This is a genomic window from Kitasatospora sp. NPDC059571 (genome assembly GCF_042735675.1).
In the GTDB taxonomy this organism is placed as follows: Bacteria; Actinomycetota; Actinomycetes; order Streptomycetales; family Streptomycetaceae; genus Kitasatospora.
The window spans coordinates 54635-74345 of record NZ_JBHWBW010000004.1 but is presented as its reverse complement, the minus strand read 5'-3'; the positions used below and the strand labels follow the sequence as shown (position 1 = coordinate 74345).

Here is a 19711-nt window from a genome sequence, read left to right as displayed (position 1 = left end):
ACCCGACAGGGCGCAGCGGCGGGCCGGCCGCCGATCTCGCAGGGTCCGACGGCGTCAGACCGCCGGAGCCGGGTAGGTCGGGTACTCCACGCCGGAGACGTGCTGGACGACCCGGATGACCTGGCACGAGTAGCCGAACTCGTTGTCGTACCAGAGGTAGAGGATCGCGTTGTCGCCCTCGACCTTGGTGGCGCCGGCGTCGACGATCGAGGCGTGGCGCGAACCGATGAAGTCGCTGGAGACCGCGTCGGGAGCGGTGATGAAGTCGATCTGGCGCTTCAGCGGCGAGGTCAGCGACACCTCGCGGAGGTACTCGAGGACCTCCTCGCGGTTCGCCTCACGGGCGAGCTGCAGGTTCAGGATCGCGATCGAGACGTCCGGCACCGGCACGCGGATCGAGCTGCCGGTGATCTTCGCCTTGAGGTCCGGCAGCGCCTTGGAGACGGCCGAGGCGGCACCGGTCTCGGTGATGACCATGTTGAGCGGCGCGGAGCGGCCGCGACGGTCGCTGCTGTGGTAGTTGTCCAGCAGGTTCTGGTCGTTGGTGAACGAGTGGACGGTCTCCACGTGGCCGCGCAGAACGCCGTACTGGTCCGCCATCGCCTTCAGCGGCGGAACGATGGCGTTGGTGGTGCAGGAGGCGCACGAGATGATCTGCTCGTCGGGCTTGATCATGTCGTGGTTGACGCCGTGCACGATGTTGGGCACGTCGCCCTTGCCCGGCGCGGTCAGGACGACCTTGGCGACACCGGGGCGGAGGTGCTTCGACAGGCCCTCGCGGTCGCGCCAGCGGCCGGTGTTGTCGATGAGGATGGCGTCCTTGATCCCGTACTCCGTGTAGTCGACCTTGGTCGGGTCGTCGGAGTAGATCACCGTGATCTCGTTGCCGTTGGCGATGATCTTGTTGTTCGCCTCGTCGACGGTGATCGTGCCGTGGAACTGGCCGTGGATCGAGTCGCGGCGCAGCAGCGAGGCGCGCTTCACGAGGTCGTCGCCGGCGCCCTTGCGGACGACGATGGCACGGAGCCGCAGGCCGTTGCCCGAGCCGGTCTTCTCGATGAGCAGGCGGGCGAGCAGGCGGCCGATCCGGCCGAAGCCGTACAGGACCACATCGCGCGACTCGCGGCGCTCGACCTTGTTCGGGCCGGTGGCCCCGGCGACGGCCTCGGCGGTGAACTCCGCCACCGAAAGGCCGCGGTCGTCGCTGCGGTAGGTCGCGGCCAGCATGCCGATGTCGATCTGGGAAGGACCGAGATCCAGCGTGGTGAGCGCGGTCAGGAACGGCAGCGTCTCGGTGACCGAGAGTTCCTCACCGGCGATCTGGCGGGCGAAGCGGTGGGTCTTGAGGATGCTCACCACCGACTTGTTCACCAAGGAGCGGCTGTGGAGCAGGACGGTGACATCCCGCTCGCGGTGGAGTCTCCCGATGACCGGGATCATCGACTCCGCGATCTCCTCGCGATTATTCCAGTCCGTGAACACGTCGTCATTGACAGTCACAAGTTCATCTTTCGAGCTAGGCGATGCCCACATGGTAGCTTTCCGGCTTTTTGATCTCTCCGCCGGTCCACGCCGGGAATCGCTCTCCGCCGCCCCGCCCGCCCCACGGACCGCGCCGCGCCGAACAGGTCGGCCGCACCGCCCACCCCCGCCCGGACGGCGCCCCGAACCACACCGGGAGGCGTCCGCGACTCAGCGGCACCCGCCGCAACCCCCGTCACTTCGACCACGGATCGCCGCAGGTCAAGATGGAACCGGCATTGCCCTGCCCGCCCGGTCGACACCGCACCAGCCCCCGCCCGGACGCCCGGCGGGGCACCGCCGGGCCCCCGGCACTCCCGACCGCCACCGCGCTCGAGCGGGCCCGGACGCCGCGCCCGACCGGAGCGCCACCAGTGACCCGAATCACCACGAGGCCGACCCGGGCATCCATCCGGATCCCCGACAATTCGCCCCAACCGCCACAGCAGGATGTCCCGCCCGCACGGCGGCCGACCGCCGCCCCCGTCCCCGGCGTCGGCATCTCCCGGAGTGAAGTTCCACCCCCGGAACGACGGCGGGAAGGCTCCCGCCCGCACGGCGCGGCATCTCCCGGCCGCGAATTTGTCAACGCGGACGAGAATCAGGGGAGTGCGCTGGATCACAGATCCCCACCCGACCGCCGTCGCCATGCGATGCACCATCGCGCCGACACCTCACCGACCAAATCGGCGGCGCCGCACGGACACTTCGCACCATGACGGACCACCCGCCTCTTTGCCAGTGCTTTTCCTGCATGATTTCGCGTCAAAATCTGTCCTGATAGCGCCGGTACGCTCAAATTCAGATGTGTCCGGTAAGCGTCACTGCATAGGTTCGGGGTATGACGACGAACCGTATCCGGCGGTCCAGTGTGGCCGCCGCCTCCGTGCTTCTCGCCCTCGCAGGTCCGTTCGCCGCCCCGGCGGCACATGCAGATCCGGCCACCACGACCCGTCCGGTCGCCATGACCCTTCCGGCGCCCCACGGGCCGCACGCGGTCGGCACCACCGGCCTGCACCTGGTGGACGCATCGCGGAAGGACCCCTGGCAGCCCGGGCACTCCCGCGAACTGATGGTCACCCTCTGGTACCCGGCCCGGCCGGGCCAGTCGGACGCGGTGGCACCGCAGTTGCCGGCCGGCACGGCAGCGGCCTTCGCGGCCTCGCTGCAGCAGCAGTTCGGGCTCCCGACCGACACGGCCGACTGGGCCGGCACCGAGACCCACTCCCGCACCGACGCACCCGCCCAGGCGACGCAAGCCGGCCTTCCGGTCGTGCTGTACTCCCCCGGCGCCACCGGCCTGCGCGGCCAGGGCACCGTTCTGGCGGAGGAGTTGGCGAGCCGCGGCTACCTGGTGGTGGCGATCGATCACACCTACGAGTCGCTGGCCGTGGAGTTCCCCGACGGCCGGGTCGCCCTGCCGGACCCGGCCGCGGCCTCCGCCCCACCGAGCCGCCTGGTCGACATCCGGGTGGCCGACGCCCGGTTCGTACTGGACCGGCTGACGCTCCTGAACGCGGGCGGCAACCCGGACGCCGACCACCGTCGACTGCCGACCGGTCTCACCGGCCGGCTGGACCTCTGCCACGTCGGGATGATCGGCCACTCGCTCGGCGGTGCTACGGCCGCCCAGGTGATGCACGACGACGCCCGGGTGGAGGCCGCGGTCGACCTCGACGGCGGGCTCGACTTCGGCGACCAGGGGCCGGTGGGCAGCGTCGTCGCGGACGGCCTCGACCGCCCGTTCCTGCTGATGAACAGCGCGCAGTGGACGCACAACGACCCGTGGTGGCAGCCCTTCTGGGCCAACCTCCGGGGTATGCACCGCAACATCCAACTCGCGCAGTCCGCCCACCTCTCGTACACCGACCTGCAGGTCCAGCTCCCCCAGATCGCCGCCGCCGGCCGGGTGCCCGAGGCCGCCGTCCAGTCCCAGGTCGGCACCATCGACCCGACCGCCTCGATCACGACCCAGCGCGCCTACGTCGACGCCTTCTTCGACCTCACCCTGCGCCACCGGGACGACCACCTGCTCGACGGCCCGTCGAGCCGCTTCCCCCAGGCGACCTTCGTGAAGTAGGCCGAGCGCCGCCACCCTCACCACCAGAGCGGGTGTGTCCGCCCCCTCGGGCCACCGGCCACGCGGTGCGCCGCCGGCACGTCCCCGTACCCTGACGGGCCGACTGCTGCGGGGGTGCCCGTGAAGGGCTGATCAAGGCGCGATGTGGTCAGCCGTGGTTGTCAAAAGGGCCGGAGACTATGCCTCCGGCCCTTTGACCACTGTCGGAACGACAGGATTGAACCTGCGACCCCTTGACCCCCAGTCGCCCGGCGATAGGCATCGCTGCACGTCAGACGGTAGACAGCCCGCGCTGTTCGTTCACCGAAAGACACCTCAGAGGCGATGGTGATCGACGCGTGGTCCCCGGCCGTCCCCCGGTTCTCCCCGCTCCAGCCCCTCCCCGACTCCGGCGCAGCTGTCGTGGCCCAAGCCGTCGGAGTAGCCCCGTCCAGACGGGACCGACGGTGGTTCGCCGCACGATGCCGCGCTCGCGCAGCTTGCGGACCCGCCCGTGGGTCGCGCCCGCGGACAGTACGACGGCCCGACCGCTACCGGGCTCTGTCGGCCACACAAGCCGTCCCCGTCGCCCATTCCCGGTCCGCCATGCGTTGGTGGAGGCTCAGGTGTTCGGGCACGAGCTCAGACTCTCCGTTGTAGGTTTAGCCCTGTCATCAGCGCGGCCCGCCGGGCTTCCCTCCAGGGACATGCCCCCACCCGCACGAGTCACTTCGTGCTGCCTGGGAGCATTCCTTGCTGTTCCGCGACTCCGCGTCCGCGGTCGCCGCAGAGAGCCTGGCCGGATCACTGTTCGTGCGCCTTATCGACCAGTTCGTCCACAAGCACGGCCACAAGCCCAGCCCGTCCGAGGTGCGATCCTGGGAACGGAGCATCCCGGCTCTGACCAACGCGCTCCTGGACGCCGGGCTCGGCATGGTGGAGGTGCTGGTCGAGTACTCGCTTCCGCTCAACAGCAAGCGCGCGGACGTCATACTCGCCGGCGTCCACCCGAGCACGGGCGAACCGTCCTACGTGGTGGTCGAGCTCAAGCAGTGGAGCAGCGCGGTCCCGGAGGACGGCGAGCCCCTGCTCTGCCGGGTGGACGCCTACACCCGACCGGTGCTGAACCCCATCGAGCAGGTCCGCGGCTACTGCGACTACCTCATCTCCTTCAACGGCGCACTCGCCGCCCATCCTGAGCGGCTGTCGGGCGTGGCCTTCCTCCACAACGCGACGGAGTTCGGCGTCCAGGGCCTCTACGAGGTGCCGCAGGACGAGCGCGGCCGGCTCTTCACCGCCGAGCGCCGCGGGGAATTCGTCCAGTACCTCCGCTCGAAGCTGAAGCCGGTCTCTGGCGCGGAGGCGGCGGACCAGTTGCTCGCGGGCAAGGTGGCCCCGTCCAAGCAGTTGATGGCGGTTGCCGCCGAAGAGGTCCGCGAGCGCGAGCAGTTCGTCCTGCTGGACGAGCAGCGAGTTGCCTACGAGCTGGTGCTGCGCGCGGTCCGCCAAGCGCAGCAGTCCGACCACAAGCAGGTTGTCGTCATCACGGGCGGCCCGGGCACCGGGAAGAGCGTTATCGCGCTGTCCCTCCTCGGCGATCTGTACCGGCGTGGCGTCACTGCCCTTCACGCGACCGGGTCCAGCTCGTTCACCACCACGATGCGTCGGATGGCCGGGGCGCGGAAGCGTCAGGTGCAGGAGCTGTTCAAGTACTTCAACAGCTTCATGACCGCTGAGCGCAACGGGCTGGACGTGCTGATCTGCGACGAGGCCCACCGGATCCGGGAGACGTCGGCGAACCGCTACACCAGGGCCGCCCAGCGCACCGGTAAGCCCCAGATCGAGGAGCTGATCGACGCCGCCCGGGTGCCCGTGTTCCTGCTGGACGAGCACCAGGTCGTCCGGCCGGGCGAGATGGGCACGGTGGCCCAGATCAGGGCTGCCGCAGCTGTAAAGGGCCTGGATTGTCAGGTGGTCAAACTGGATAGCCAGTTCCGCTGTGGCGGTAGCGACGCCTACCTGAACTGGGTGGTGCGCCTGCTGGACCTCGAGCCCGGAGGCCCTGTGGGGTGGGAGCCCGACGGCAAAGTCGCCCTGGAGGTGGTCGACAGCCCCCAGGAACTGGAGGCATTCCTCGACGCCCGGAGCGCGGAGGGATACGGCGCCCGCATGTCAGCCGGCTACTGCTGGAAGTGGACCACGAAGGTGGCCCCGGGGGATCCACTCCCCCTCGACGTGCACATCGGTGACTGGGCCAGGCCGTGGAATGTGTACGGCGACCGCTCGATCGCCGGCGCGCCTCCGGCCGCGCTGTGGGCCACCGACCCGGCCGGCTTCGGCCAGGTCGGATGCGTGTACACGGCTCAGGGATTCGAGTACGACTGGAGCGGTGTCATCCTGGGGCCCGACCTGGTCTGGCGAACTGACCGCTGGGTGACCGACCGCACGGCGTCGAAGGACCCGGTCTTCCGCAAGTCGACCAACGACGCCGACATCGACCGCCTGATCCGCAACACCTACAAGGTGCTGCTAACGCGCGGGATGATCGGCACGGTCCTCTACTCGACCGACGCGGAGACCCGGACCAAGCTGCGCGAGCTGGTGTCCGAGCGGCAGACGGAGATGATTCCCGCAGTGCACAAAGCTGGCTCCTGACAGGGCCGACGGCCCTGTGCTCGGGGGTGGTGCAGTCGTCTTGAGCCAACCGTTACGGGGTGGGCGGCAGTTCAACGTTTTCGTGTCGGGCAGGGTGGCCCGGGCCCATGCTGCTTTCGCGGCGGAACGGTGAGGCAAGGGGATCCGTTCGACTCCACGACGGGCAAGACCGTCTGGAGCACCCCGGTCGACCTCGTGGAAACGCCTCTGGACAGGGGGAGGCTGTGAGCCGCGACGAATCGCTGCTCGCCGACGGCATCAGGGCGGCGCAGGTGGTGGCCGTGGACGACCAGAGCCTGGTCGTGCCCGACGACGAAACGACCTATGTGGTCGACGCGGGATCCGGGCAACTCCGATGGACCAGGGCGGGATTCAACGCGCTGCTGCTTGTCGATGGCATCGTCGCCGGCGCCAGGGCTCCGACGTACGGCGAGCGTCAGCTCGCAGGCTACCGCGCATCAGACGGCAGTCCTGTCGGGCTCGGAAAGTCATCGCCCCAGGTGGTAGGGGTAGAACGATCTCGGCTGGCAGCATGTCAGGGTGATCGTTTCAATGCTGTACAAAATGACGCGCAAGCTGCTGGCCATCCCCCTGGTGCTGCTACGCCGCGAAACCGCCAAGGATGCCGAAGTGCTCGTACTCAGGCACGAGAACGCGGTGCTGCGTCGCCACCTTGCCAGCCCGGTCCGCTATGAACCGGAGGATCGGTTCTGGCTGGCAGCGCTGTCCAGTCTGATACCCCGTCACCGGTGGCGGGCAGTCCTCCCAGTCACTCCCGGCACGCTGCTGGCCTGGCACCGCCGACTCATCGCGGCGAAGTGGGACTACAGCGCGCGGCGCACCCGGACCGGGCGGCCGCCGACTAGAGCGGCGCTGAAGGACCTGATTCTGCAGCTCGCTCGCTCGCTCGAACCCAAGGTGGGGCCACAAGCGGATCCAGGGCGAGCTCGCCCGCCTCGGGCATCCGATCGCCGCATCCACGGTATGGGAGATACTCCACGCCACGGGCATCGACCCGGCCCCGCGCCACACCGGCCCGACCTGGCGCGAGTTCCTCACGGCCCAGGCCGAGGGCATCATCGCCGTCGACTTCCTCCATCTCGACACGATGCTCGGCCAGCGCCTGTACGCGCTGGCGTTCCTCGAACACGGCACCCGTCGCCTGCACATCGCCGGCGTCACCGCCCACCCCACCCGCGAGTGGGCGGTGCAGCAGGCCAGGAACGTGGCCGCCGACCTAGGCCGGCGCATGGAGTCCCTGCGGTTCCTGCTGCGTGACCGCGACGGCAAGTACGGGCAGCCGTTCGACGCCGTCTTCGAGGCCGAGGAGATGGAGATCCTGAAGAGCGCCCCGCGAGCTCCCCGGATGAACGCCCACTGCGAGCGCGTGATCGGGAGCATCCGGCGTGAGGCCCTGGACCACGTCCTCATCATGAACGAGGCCCACGCCCGGCAGGTCCTGGCCGCCTACCAGCGGCACTACAACGAGCACCGGCCACATCGAGCCCGGAACCAGCTACCGCCCGGCACCCACGAGCAGCCCGTCACAGGCGATCTCGAACGCCGCAGACTCCTCCGCACCCGCGTCCTCGGCGGCGTCATCAACGAGTACCGGTAAGCGGCTTGACCAGCAGCGATGACTTTCCGAGCCCCACAGGACGCAGTCCACTCTTGGCGCGTTCCGAGCCCGAGGAATAGTGGACGCCGGGGGTCCACCGTCAGGCACCCGGATGTGTCGCTCCGAGCACGTATATCAGACCTCTGCCTGCCAGTCCCTTACCGGACGGAGTCGTTCTCGCGCACGTGCGGCCTGGTCGTCACCCTGGTCACCACCGGTTACGAGACAGGGATGACCGTCCCCATTTACGCACCGATCTAACCGATACCGAAGAGACAACCCGCCGCCTTCGCCGGCGCAGCATTCGCTGCCAGGTTAAGCTACGGCTTAATGTCAGTCTTCAACACTTCGACATACTGCTTGTATGCTTTGTCAACTTCGCTCGAAATCTGCACGAGCGTTCCTTCCTCCATGCGGAAGGTCCGGTTCGGGTCACCCTTGAAGGAGAGCCAGTTGAAACTCGTATTAATCCAGATCCCGTCGTAGATCAGGATCTTAGCGTGGGTGTTCTTAAGCCGCACGAAGTGGAACCTGTCTCCGTGGCGCTGGGCAAGATTGCGCAGCTTGCGAAGTGCCCACTCGTCGCAGTCGCGATCGTCGGGACCAATGCCATAACCGATATGAACCTCGACACCCGCACGCAGCCGACGCTCAAGCCTTTCTACGAAGTTAGTAGTTACGACGCCGCCCCTAACCCATGGGGAGATGATGAGGATTCGCTTGCGGGCCGAGTCGAGCGCGGCGTTCAGGTGATCGGGGTGCTCCAGCATGCTGATGCTCCGAACGGGGATCTCCGTCACCTTCTGCGGCGCCTCGGTCGCCGAGTTGCCTCCGTCGGGCATCCTTGCGGCGCCTTGAACCAGTGCCTCGATCTGCTCGGCCGGGACACGGACCTCCTCGAGCTCCGGGCTGAGAGTCGGGCGGGGCTCCGGCTGACCGACCTCGAAGCCCAGCTTCTCGGCCGCACCAATGGCAGCGAGCTCGAGCCCGTGCGCCGGTTGGAGCTCGCCGTCGATGCATAGCTCCAATTCGACCTCGCCCTGCTCGGGGTTGCCGTAGACGAGAAGTTGTGCCGGCAGGTAGAGGTGCTGAGTCTGGGATGCGATCTTGCGGATGCGGAGAATCTCGATTAGCCGCTCGCGGTCTTCGCGATCACGGATCAGTTCGTTGAACTGTTCGACTGTGAGGTCCGTCAATGCGACACTGGCTTGCTTCTTACGCGGTAGTAGGAGGTAGCCATGTTCCTCCGCCGCTTTCTTATTGATCAGGCCGATCTGGGCGTAGTTCTTGATGCTCCAGACAATGCGGTCGAACGGGACAGGCAACTGCTTCAAGACCGGCTGGATGGCGGCGAGAGTCCGAGCAACCTCGGTCCCCTGCGCAGTCAAGGCGAGATGTCCGCTACTCCGGCGGATGTTGCCTTCGCGGATCTGCTCGGCGGTGGCGTTGAGCACCTGCTCGTGTTCAAGCCCGAGCAACGCCGCCAGTTCATCGAGCGCACGCACGCCCTCATGTACGAACTGGATGACGAACTCGTCGAGTAGCGGCAGCTGCTTGCGCTCCTGAGCAAGCACGTCCACCCGGAGAACCGTGACCGGCACGGCGGCTTCGACCAGCCCGAGCAGCTCCAGTCCAGGCCTCTTGTTTCCGAACCTTCGCCGGATCTGTTCTGATGCGGTGAGGCTCATCGGTCGGCCATCCTGATCTCGCAGTCATCGGGGTGCGTTTCGATGTGTGACAGCACCTTTCGAAGGGCACCGGGCGTACCCTTGATGAACCCGGCGTCACCTACGATGGTCAAGCCATACTTAGCACGGGACAGCGCAACATTGATGCGGCGCCAGTAGTCCGCACCAAGGAAGCCGAGCTGCCCAGTACTGTTGCTCCGGGTGACCGAGAGCATGGCAATGTCGGACTCGCGGCCTTGAACCGCGTCAACCGACATCACGGTCATGGTGAGATAGGGCAGCCACTTGCGCATCGGGGCCAGCTGGACGTTAATCTCCGTCACCTGGCTGGCATAGGGCGCGATCACCAGCACGTCCAAAGGGGTGCCGGGGTTCGGAGGTTGGATTAGGTTGCGCTCGATGGCCTTGTTCAGCACCCTCAGGCGATCGATAAGCACACGCACTTCAGCGCGGTTGGCGTAGCTAGTCGCAGTGCCCTGCGGCGCTGACTCGCGACGCTGGTTACCGAGCGACGACGTGTCGATCCACAGAACGGGCTTGCCGTACGCCCGGTCATAGCCGGACAGACCGGTCTGTCGGTGCGAGACCAGCTTGCCACCGTAGAAGCAAGAACTGATCAAATCGCCGATGGGGCGAACCATGCGGTACTGCTGGTTCAGTAGGATCTGGGAGTGCTGCGGCAGGTGTGTAGCAAGCCGTTGGAAGAGCGTCTCTTGGATGTCCGCCTTGGTGAGATGGTGTTCATCAAGGAGCTCCTTACTACGGAGAAGCTCTTCATCAGTCGGCGGCAACTGGTTGGTGTCGCCGACGAAGATCCAGCGGTTGGCCCGAGACACTGGCACCAGCGCCTCAGTCAACGTTGCCCGCGACGCCTCGTCAACAATGCACAGGTCAATGTCTAGGTGGCGCACGGCCTGGTGCCGAAGAAAGCCAGTGCAAGTACCGGCGATGACACTGACTTGATCCAGGAAGGTCGCCGCGAGGCGCTGGTCGGATGCGATCCGCTGGAGCCACTCTCCCTGAAGCCGGAGGTGCGTCAGCAGCGCACGCGATTCAGCGCCTTCGCCGACGAGAACATCAACTGCGTTGAGTGCGTCCTCCGAAGACATGCTGAGCGACAATGTCAGATCGCCGGCGAGAGTTGCTTGGGCTTCCTCGAAGAGTTCATCGCGGAGGTCCATCAGACTATCGACGCGTTCCTGTACGGAGGCAGTTGAGTCCGATGACCCCAGCGCGGTCGTGAGCTCTGTCTGCTCGGGAAGCGCTTCCTCGTTCTTAACCCTCGATTGCAGTGCTGCAACCTCGCGGAGGGTCGTAGCTAGCTGCTGCAGCGCGAGAGCTGCCCGCAGGTGCGGTCCCGAGATACCGGCCGCCTCCGCCTGCGAGCTGAGGTGCGACTCCGCCTTACGGCGGACAGACTGCGCCCACTTCCGCATCTGGGCATCCAGCAGAAGGTGGCGCACCGGCTCGCTGACGCGACTTTGATCTGCGCTGGCTAGACGGACCAGACTGGCAAAGCCGCCCTGATCGAGCTTTTCGAGGGCGTTATCGACCGCAACGTTCGTTTGGGAAGCGATGAGAACGCGAGCATCAGGCTTGGCGAGCAGACACTGCTCCACCAGCTCAGCAATGAAGCTAGTCTTCCCGGTCCCTGGCGGACCTTGCACCAGGTACACATCCTTGGCACCGAGCGCGGCCCTGACTGCCTCTTGCTTGCGCTGATCGAGGTCGCGACTCCAGGCGGTCACTCCCACCGGCATCGGTGCCGAGGCGGTCTCTGGCTGCAGCAACAACTCCCGCAGCTCCGGCCGTGCCGCCGAACCATTCTTGACTGACATGACTGCTTCGCGCTGGCGTCCGATGGCTACTTCGTCCGGCCCGATGTGAGGAACGAGCAACCCGCGATCTGGAATGCTCTCCCACCGATTGCCAAGAATGACGACAGTGTCTCCATCGTGTTCAACGACTTCGCCCCAGCCGAAACGGCGGTCGGTGTACTGGTCCTTGACGCGCCACTCGGTGTTGATGAGGTCCTGCTCAACCGACTCCCCGAGTGTGAAGGTCGCCTCTCGCCCTCGGACCTTGAAACGCTGGTATGGAAGAGGCTTCTTCTCACCGCGCGCCAGCTCTTCGCGGGCGGCGAGGATTCGGAGCCAGGTGTCGAAGAGGTCGTCGCTGGCTCGATCGACCGTGCCAGCAGCAATCTGCTCAGCCTTCTCGGCGTAGAACTCGTCCAGGCCATGGATCAAGTCGGCCATCGCCTGTCTTGCGGCCTCGATGTTCGCTGGCCGATAGAACGTCCACGCGTAACTCTTCGGCAGAAGGAGCCCTCGACGCCGATACCCGTCCAGTGCCTGCAGCTCCATCTGTCGCGCTGACACCATCACAGCGCCGTCTGCGTCAGGCTTGATGTTGAAGCGCCACGAGTCACCGATGATGAACACGCTGTCGCGTTGTGGTTCTCCCGAGTCGCGGTCGAGCAGGAACGTTGCGTGGACGTCTCCGGTGAGATCGGCTTGAACAACGGTCTGAGCCTCCACGCGCTTCTCGGGTGCGCCGGCCAGCGCGGTCGCTGCGTTACCCGTGATGCGCAGCCAGATCGGCTTTGGCGATGCCGCCGCTGCGTTCGCGACATAGAGCTTCTGAGCGGCAGTGAGCGCCGCGAGCAGGTCACTGGCGTTCTTCGGGCGGTCACTCGGAACACGTGATACGCAGGCCGTCAGGATCCGCCGGATCTCTGGCGGAACGTCGATGTCCAGGACGGCCTGCTCGACATTATCCCACGTCTTGAGGCGCGAGGCGCTCATGCACTGGATCAGAAGGACACCGAGAGAGTAAACGTCACGTACGTAGCGGATGTCGGCGTTGATCTCAGGCGGTGCGTAAGGCCGCGAGTGCCAGTCGGCAACGGTGTTGACGGTCTCCTCGTCGTCGCCGCGGATCTTGGAGATGCCGAAGTCAGCCAACATCGGGACCCCACTGGATGTGATCAGGATGTTCGCCGGCTTTAGATCGCGATGCTCAACCTGCTTGAGGTGGGTATACGCCATCGCGTCGACGATGGGGATCGCGATCTCTTTCGCGAGGCGATCCCACGACAGCCACGGACCGGCATCTGTGAGCAAGTCGTCGAGGTTGCGCTCGACCCAGTCCAGCACGATGTAGTAGCTGCCTGAAGTTCCCCCGTTGAACTGGACAGCCTGATACTGGGACGGTTGGTCCCGGAGGAAGCAGTCCAGGTAGTGAGTGGCAAGAGCAACATGAGCAAGCGGTACACGGCGGAGTTCAAACGGGACGCGGTCGCGCTGGTGCGGTCCTCGCCGCATCGGAACGTCACCGAGATCGCCCGGGAGCTCGGGGTGAGCCCCGAGGGGCTGCGGGGCTGGGTCAGGCAGGCGAAGACCGACCGGGGCGAGGGGCCGACGGGCGCGCTGACCACCGACGAGCGCGAGGAGCTGCGGCGCGTCCGCCGCGAGAATGCCGACTTGAAGAAGGCCAACGAGATCCTGGTAAAAGCCGCAGCCTTCTTCGCGAGGGAGATCGTGAAGTAGGCACTGTGTGCCTCTTCATCGATGCGGAGAAGGCCACCGAGGCGAATCCCGGCGGCAGCAGTGTCGCCCGACTGTGCCGCGTTCTGGGCGTGGGCCGCTCCACCTACTACTCGTGGCTTGCCGCGAGGCCGGCCGTTGCCGAACGGCAGCGCGCCGACGACGAGTTGGCCGGACGTATCCGCGAGATCCACGCCGCTTCCCGGGGCGCCTACGGCGTTCCGCGGGTGCACGCCGAACTGCGGCGGGGCGGCCACGGCATCAACCGGAAGAAGGTGGAACGGATCATGCGCGAGCGCGACATCCGTGGGATCACCCGCCGCAGACGCCGCCACCTGACGAAGCAGGACATGGCGGCCGCCCCGGCCCCGGACCTGGTCGGCCGCGACTTCACCGCCGAGCGGCCCGGCACGAAACTCGTCGGCGACATCACGTATCTGCCCACGATCGAGGGCTGGTGGTACCTGGCCACGGTCATCGACCTGGCGACCCGCGAGGTGATCGGCTACGCGATGGCCGACCACCACCGCGCCGAGCTGGTCACCAACGCCCTGAAGATGGCCGCCGGCCGCGGCGAACTGCGGCCCGGCTGCATCATGCACACCGACCGCGGAAGCGAGTACACGAGCAGCGAATTCCGCAGGGAGATAAGGAAGTTGAACCTGAGGCAGAGCATGGGAAGAACCGGCATATGCTACGATAACGCCGCAGCCGAGAGCTTCTTCGGACTGCTGAAAGCGGAGATCGGCACCACCGTCTGGGAGAGCCGCGAGGCCGCCCGAGCCGACGTCTTCCGCTTCATCGAAGTCGAATACAACCGCACCAGGCTCCGCAAACACCCCGAGTTCGGGTACCTCACCCCACTCGAAACCCGAGCCAGACTGCAGTACGACTTCACCCCCGCAGCGTAAGCAACAGCTGTCCAAGATCAGGGGGGAACTTCAGCCGGTCTCGTCGATGCCGGAGTCGCGGTAGGGAACGATATTGGGGTGTGACAGGTCTTTGAGCGTGCGCCACTCGCGCTCAAAGACCCGCCGACTCAGTTCATCGGCCTGGCTTTTGACAAACTTCACGGCCACAAAGGAGCCGTCTCGTCTGTCGATCCCCTTGCGAACGACGCCGAAGCTTCCGGCACGGGATCCGACCTCAAGCAGGGTGAAGTACTCCCCGACGTGGTCTGGTGCTGACACGTTCGTCCCTCCCGGAAGACGACCACACCCATCGTTCGGGCTGCAGGTCAGATCCTGTCACTCCGCAGAGTTCCGGCACAACTAGCCTGGTCCGCCATCGTGGTGGTGACGTCCGGCGCAGCCGGCCGTAGCGGCTCTGCCTGGAGGCCGTGGGCTGGACGGCCGTTACTGTGGCTGGAAACTTGATGACCGCCGAGAACCTCACCACACACCTGTGGACGTTGAGGGACGCCACTAGCAGGCCCACCGTTCGGTAGTTGGCGGGGTCGACCACCTGTGGCGGAATGCATCCTCACACGCCCGTCCCGGTCGCGGTCGCGCTCCAGATGGTCGTCCTTGCGCACCGGCTCGCCTGGGCGGCCTGGGACGTGATCAACCGGTCAGACAGTCCCGCTTCGTCCTGCGAGTCGGGACCGGGCGAGTGAGGGCTGGGCGCTTGGCCCCGTCGCTGGCCTGCCTGAGCCGGGGTCAGTAGCGACGACTGCGGGTCGACCGGTAGTGGTCGTGCAGGATGTGCTGAAGATACACATGCAGTTGGTAGACGTGTTCGTCCCTGAGCTGCGGGAGCTTGGTGCCGAGTTCCAGGATGGTCCTTTCGCGGCGGGGGATCTTCCGCTCATAGGAGGACAGGACCACCTCGAGCAGAACGGCGGTCTCGGTGCTGGGCTCGGTTGCGCCGTTCTCGATCTGGGAGATGTGCGCGGCCGATACGCCGACCTGGCTGGCCAGCTCATGCTGGGTGATATCGGCGGCTCGCCGACGCTGACGCACTTCATCGCCTGAGGTGATCACGTGGGGTCCTTCATCGCGTGTGGTTTCTTCACGAGGCGGGGCCAACCGTATTCAGTAAAGTCGCTACGCAAAAGCCGAGTTGACGGCTAGGCATGTCGGGCGGTACAAGGGCTCGCGGGCCATTTCCGGGGTGAACTGGCGGCTTTGACGCGGCGCGACAGTCAGGCACATACTCTCTGTGCCGGGCCAGCCCTGCGGGCTGGTGACCTTCCCCTCAGCGGAGGGGGCTCAACTGGGTGACTCCCGCCTGCGCCGGCGCGCAGGGCGGGGAGCTTATGCCCCTGGTCTCGAAGTATCCGAGCCGGAGCCCGCGCGGCACGCGGAACCCGTTTCCAGCGGAATCCAGGGCCCGCACAGCGAGCAGCGCCGCGATTGCTCGACAACCAACACCACCACATGGGGAGTTGGGTGTCGAGAACGGCTCCGGCAGTTCCGCCCCTCCCCTTGACCAGGGGAGAACCGAGATGAACCACGCGTTGCCCGTCCGGATACTGCTGTGCATGTGCGCTGTACTGTCGGGGCTGCTGGCTGCCACGATCACCGGGGTGCTGGCACGGGCCGACGGGAAGTCCTTGCCGGGTGCAGTGCTCGCGGCTGGGGCGGCCTTCGTCGGGTGGATGGGTATGTGCGCCGCCTTGGCCGCGCTCTGGTAGCCGCCGCCCGCCTGCCCTGCGGACAAGCGGGCCGTTCACCAGCGTCTGTCCAACCAAATGATCACCCTCCTGGTTCGCGGGGCCTCGGCGTCGCGGCCGACCAGGCAGCCACGGCTGCCGAGCATGACGCGCAAGCCCTGTCGGGCCAGGCGGGCGGCAAAGGCCAGCCCGAGTCCTCGGTCGGCGCCGGAGACGAGGGCGACGTGGTGGTCAGTATGCGGATCGGCTCCCGCGTCCCGGTGCGGAGTGCCAGGATGAGGGTCGTGAACGACACTCACGCGACCGTGCCGGCGCGGGGACGGTGGGCTCCGCTCTCACCGCGGCAGACGGCCGAGTTTCTGGCAGGGGCGGACTTTCCCTGGTGGATCGCGGGAGGCTATGCGATCGAGCTGGCCGTTGGTGAGCCGTATCGCGAGCACGGCGATCTCGACGTGCTGGTCCTTCACCGCGATCAGGACAGGGTCCGCCGCTTCTTCGGCGGGTGGGATCTCTTCATGGCCGATCCTCCCGGAGCCGGGATGCTGCGCCCCTGGCCGCCGGGCGGGCTTCTTCCGGCCCGGGTGCACGACGTGTGGTGCCGCCGTGCGCCCGACGAACCGTGGTCGGTCCAGCTCATGTTCGACGAGGCCGACGGCGAGGAGTGGGTCTCGCGTCGGGATGCCCGTGTTCGGCGAGCTCTCGCGCAGCTCGGCCGGGTGACCTCGACCGGTGTTCCGTACCTGAGCCCCGAGGTGCAGCTGTTCTACAAGGCGAAGAACGTGCGGGAGAAGGATCAGCTCGACTTCGACCGGATGCTCCCCCGTCTCGATGCCACAGAGCGGGCGTGGTTGGCGGGTGCCCTGGAGTTGGTGCTGCCGGTCCATGCGTGGTTGGGCAGGCTCAGGCGGTAGAGCCGAAGGTGAGGAGCGGCACGTCGTAGAGGTTGGGGTTGCGCGGGCGGGTCATGGTGGGCCCGGTGACCTCCACGATGAGGAGCTCGCTGAGGAACTGAACGCGGGCGTTGAGCAGGTGGCTGGTGCGTCCGTCGGCGTCTTCGCCCTTGAGGCCGGCGGCGAGGTGGATGTGCGGGAGGATCAGGCCGGTGGCGGGGTCGTGGGCGAGGGTGCCGCCGCCGAGGGCTTCGACGAATTCGACGCGGGTGCGGTCCCAGAGCGGCTGCTCGGGGTGAGTCAGGCCGTTGCAGGTGCCGACGATCTCGGCTTCGGAGAACGCGCCGATGAACATGGGGATGTAGCCCTGCTGGACGTCGTTGTCCTTGCAGAAGGCCGTGAGGGCGTCGAAGAAGTCCTCGCCGTGTTCGAAGGTGACGCCGAACGTCCGGCCGAGGGTCAGTTCACTGGCACGCATGAGCAGGTCCTCACTGGGTCAGGGGCTGTTGGCGATCTCGGGATCAGAGGGTCACGGTCTTGAAGGCCGCGGCGATCTCATCGCTCTTGCGTCCCTGGGCGAGGAGGACGTGCAGGAGCAGCCGGGCCTTGTAGGCGTCGAGGTGGCCGCCCCGGATGAGTCCGCGGCCGAGCAGGTCCTTCTCCGAGCCGGGGAAGCTGTACGTGGCTTCCAGGACTGGTCCGTTGCCGATGCGGCTGGTGAGGATGACGGGGATCCGGGAGGCGGTGTTCTCAAGAGTGGCCACGAAGCTGTGGGGAACGTGGCCGACGCCGAACGCGGCGACGACGAGTCCGTCGCAGGCCTCGGCCATGGGGGCGAGCAGGGTGCCGTCGTCGCCGAGCGTCGCGGTGTACAGGCCGACGCGCGGCGTCGGCTCGGTGAGCGATCCGGGGAGCGTGGTGCGGGCGGCGAGCGGGCCGTGGAGGTGGACGCGGCCCTCGTAGAGGCGTCCCAGGGGGCCGGTCGCCGGGGAGGTGAACGCGGCGGGGCTGGTGCTGTGGGACTTGCGGACGGTGCGGGCCGCGTGGATCTCGTCGCCGAGGACGACCACGGCGCCGGCGCCCTGCAGTTCCGCGGCTGCGGCGGCGATGACGGCGGCATGGATGTTCGCCGGGCCGTCCGCACCGGGCTGGGTGGGGTTGCGCATGGCCCCGGTGACGACGATCGGCTGACTGCCCGCGTGTAGGAGGTCGAGGAGATAGGCGATCTCCTCGATCGTGTCGGTGCCCTGGGTGACCACAGCTCCGTCGCAGCCGGCTTCGAAGGCGTCGGCGATGGCCTGTGACAGTGCGGTGAGGTCGTCGAAGCCGAGGGAGGCGCCTGGCAGGCGCCGGAAGTCGTGGACCTGCAGGTCGACGTCCAGGCTCTGCAGGGCGGGGACGGCGTCGAGGAGTTCCTGGGCGGACAGGGCCGGTACGACTCCGCCGGTGGCAGGATCGGTGGTCATGGCGATGGTCCCGCCGAGGGAGAAGATCGCAACTGTCCTCGTGTGCAACGCCGTTGTCTCCCTGTCATCGGGCTTCCCGCGAAGCGGTGCGGCCTCGTGGCCTTCGGGCAATCTATCGGTTCAGGTGGTGCGGTGGGAGGCGACGAAGCGGCATGCGGCGTCCAGGCCCTCCAGGCCCAGAAGCCGGCTGCGGGGGCGGGCGAGGGCGCGCGTTCCCACCAGCGCGAGTTGGTGACAGCGCCGGGTGAGCCAGGCCCAGTCCAGGCCGAGGTAGTCGGCGGTGGCGACGAGGCGGCCGCGGGCGAGGCCGGCTGACGTCACGGAGTGCGCGGCGGCGTGCCCGATGGCGTCGGCGAAGGCGTGCAGATCTGCCGGTCGTGTGGTGAGGCCGAGTTTGGAGACGGCATCGGCTCGTACCCAGCTGGCGATGACGGCGCGCTGTCGTGGGAGCAGGACGAAGCCGTCGGTCTCCGCGAGGTCGGGGTTCTCGGTGATCCAGGTGGTGATGCCGAGCGATTCCATCAGGGCGATGGCCAGGAAGAGCAGGATCCGCTCGTGGGCGGGGGAACGGGTGACCGCGTGCGGTGGAATGCAGAAGGCGCGGCCGGTCCCGGTCGTTGCCTGCGGCGTGCCTGGGGCGGATCGGCGGAGGTAGTCGAGTTTGTGCGTGAACAGGAGCCAGGTGACGGCTTCCTCGCCGGTCCGCTCGCGGGTCCAGAAGATCGGCGAGTCTCCGAGGGTGGCGCGGTTGTCGAGGATGTAGCCGGCGCTGGCTTGGGAGCCGATGAACATGAGGGAGCCGGGTGTCAGCTCCTCGTCCTGGACCGCGGCGGCCAGCGGGTCGAGATCGGCGCCGTTCGTCAAGGGCAGGAGGGTGTGCAGGTCGGTGTCGTCGCTGAGGAGGGCGGCGTCGAACCCGGCGACGGCCCACAGGATCCCGTACGTGAGGTCGTCGAGCTCGTACGCGGACGGGATCCGTAGGACGCGGCCCTGATCGCCTGCGCTGTCCTTGGCCCGGGTTCCGTAGCGGGCGTCGACGGCGAACTGCCGGCTGGTTCCGTCGACGGTGCGCGTGGCGATCACGAGGGCGCGGGTGGGTGTGCCCGCCCAGGCGTCCAGTTCCGGGCTGCGGCTGATGTGGAGCTCGTTGCCGCGGAAGGTATCGGCGTCGAGTACCAGGGTGGGCAGGGAGCCGCCGCTGAGGTTCTGTCCCACGGGGAGGTGCAGCTGCCGTGGTCCGGCCGGCTCGACGATGAGCGGCGGCAGGGAGGGAGCCCGGAGGGTGAGCGCTGTGGTCTCGTCGAGGCTGCTGGGGAGCGCACCGGCCAGCTGCTCGGGAAAGTTGAGGGCCTGGGCCCACTGCGTCATCCGCTTGCGGTCCTTGACGGCCCGTCGCCCGCGCTCCAATCGGCTGATCTCTGACTGGTCGCTGTTGACGATCCGGGCGAAGGCCGTCTGCGACAAACCGGTGTGGGAGCGGACGAGACGGCTGACTGCTCCGAGGTCCCATGCCGCCAGGGCTTGCCGCACCTGCGGGTCCTGCCAGAACTCGGGCGCAACGTGTAACCCGCGCTGACAGGGGCCGCACCTGGTTTCGGCGTTGTAGCGGCTCAAGGCGTTGCCACAGGAAGTGCACCGCCGCTGCTGACTGC

The 19711-nt window shown here is 67.2% G+C and carries 12 protein-coding genes and 3 pseudogenes; 6 read left to right on the top strand and 9 right to left on the bottom strand.

Annotation, left to right across the window (positions count from 1 at the left end):
• Window positions 1–54: 54 nt before the first annotated feature.
• The gene (locus ACFV0G_RS01800; RefSeq protein WP_380539911.1) at window positions 55–1500 is read right to left on the bottom strand and encodes a glyceraldehyde-3-phosphate dehydrogenase; all 1446 of its coding nucleotides are present in this window, start codon (window positions 1498–1500) and stop codon (window positions 55–57) included.
• Between the two features lie 862 nt (window positions 1501–2362).
• On the opposite strand from ACFV0G_RS01800, the gene ACFV0G_RS01795 reads away from it, so the two are divergent.
• Complete coding sequence (locus ACFV0G_RS01795; RefSeq protein ID WP_380539908.1) at window positions 2363–3601, top strand: alpha/beta hydrolase family protein; 1239 nt, start codon at window positions 2363–2365, stop codon at window positions 3599–3601.
• A gap of 442 nt (window positions 3602–4043) precedes the next feature.
• Here the strand turns inward: ACFV0G_RS01795 and ACFV0G_RS01790 are convergent.
• Window positions 4044–4130 (bottom strand): annotated as a pseudogene (locus tag ACFV0G_RS01790) (Lrp/AsnC family transcriptional regulator); the annotation flags it as partial.
• A 203-nt stretch (window positions 4131–4333) separates the two neighbouring features.
• Here ACFV0G_RS01790 and ACFV0G_RS01785 point away from each other — a divergent pair.
• Window positions 4334–6235: a DNA/RNA helicase domain-containing protein gene (locus ACFV0G_RS01785; protein ID WP_380539905.1), complete on the top strand. Its 1902-nt coding sequence runs from the start codon at window positions 4334–4336 to the stop codon at window positions 6233–6235.
• Between the two features lie 540 nt (window positions 6236–6775).
• Window positions 6776–7853, top strand: a pseudogene (locus tag ACFV0G_RS01780) (integrase core domain-containing protein).
• A 320-nt stretch (window positions 7854–8173) separates the two neighbouring features.
• Here the strand turns inward: ACFV0G_RS01780 and ACFV0G_RS01775 are convergent.
• Window positions 8174–9541, bottom strand: a complete 1368-nt coding sequence (locus ACFV0G_RS01775) for a hypothetical protein (protein ID WP_380539902.1) — start codon at window positions 9539–9541, stop codon at window positions 8174–8176.
• Complete coding sequence (locus ACFV0G_RS01770; RefSeq protein WP_380539899.1) at window positions 9538–12867, bottom strand: AAA domain-containing protein; 3330 nt, start codon at window positions 12865–12867, stop codon at window positions 9538–9540. The genes ACFV0G_RS01775 and ACFV0G_RS01770 overlap by 4 nt, the downstream gene beginning before the upstream one ends.
• On the opposite strand from ACFV0G_RS01770, the pseudogene ACFV0G_RS01765 reads away from it, so the two are divergent.
• Together ACFV0G_RS01765 and ACFV0G_RS01760 are read left to right on the top strand one after the other, a co-directional pair.
• Window positions 12802–13011: pseudogene (locus ACFV0G_RS01765) on the top strand (transposase); the annotation flags it as partial. The gene ACFV0G_RS01770 and the pseudogene ACFV0G_RS01765 sit on opposite strands and share 66 nt — an antisense overlap.
• Window positions 12924–14000: an IS3 family transposase gene (locus tag ACFV0G_RS01760; protein ID WP_380539917.1), complete on the top strand. Its 1077-nt coding sequence runs from the start codon at window positions 12924–12926 to the stop codon at window positions 13998–14000. The pseudogene ACFV0G_RS01765 and the gene ACFV0G_RS01760, both read left to right, overlap by 88 nt.
• Before the next feature lie 30 nt (window positions 14001–14030).
• Here the strand turns inward: ACFV0G_RS01760 and ACFV0G_RS01755 are convergent, their stop codons facing one another.
• Both ACFV0G_RS01755 and ACFV0G_RS01750 read right to left on the bottom strand, forming a co-directional pair.
• Window positions 14031–14279 (bottom strand): protein kinase, encoded by a 249-nt coding sequence (locus ACFV0G_RS01755; RefSeq protein WP_380539896.1) that lies wholly within the window; start codon window positions 14277–14279, stop codon window positions 14031–14033.
• A gap of 468 nt (window positions 14280–14747) precedes the next feature.
• Complete coding sequence (locus ACFV0G_RS01750) at window positions 14748–15071, bottom strand: helix-turn-helix domain-containing protein (RefSeq protein WP_380539893.1); 324 nt, start codon at window positions 15069–15071, stop codon at window positions 14748–14750.
• Window positions 15072–15987: 916 nt separating this feature from the next.
• Here ACFV0G_RS01750 and ACFV0G_RS01745 point away from each other — a divergent pair.
• Window positions 15988–16614, top strand: coding sequence for a nucleotidyltransferase domain-containing protein (locus ACFV0G_RS01745; protein WP_380539890.1), 627 nt, complete (start codon window positions 15988–15990; stop codon window positions 16612–16614).
• On the opposite strand, the gene ACFV0G_RS01740 is transcribed toward ACFV0G_RS01745, so the two are convergent.
• The 3 genes from ACFV0G_RS01740 to ACFV0G_RS01730 form a co-directional block, all read right to left on the bottom strand.
• Entirely contained in the window at window positions 16604–17071 is a 468-nt protein-coding gene (locus ACFV0G_RS01740; RefSeq protein WP_380539887.1) for a PPC domain-containing DNA-binding protein, read from the bottom strand. The genes ACFV0G_RS01745 and ACFV0G_RS01740 overlap by 11 nt on opposite strands.
• A gap of 43 nt (window positions 17072–17114) precedes the next feature.
• Window positions 17115–18107: an asparaginase gene (locus ACFV0G_RS01735; RefSeq protein WP_380539884.1), complete on the bottom strand. Its 993-nt coding sequence runs from the start codon at window positions 18105–18107 to the stop codon at window positions 17115–17117.
• 72 nt (window positions 18108–18179) lie between these two features.
• A complete protein-coding gene (locus ACFV0G_RS01730; protein ID WP_380539881.1) occupies window positions 18180–19589 on the bottom strand; it encodes a helix-turn-helix domain-containing protein in 1410 nt (469 codons plus the stop codon).
• Window positions 19590–19711 lie beyond the last annotated feature (122 nt).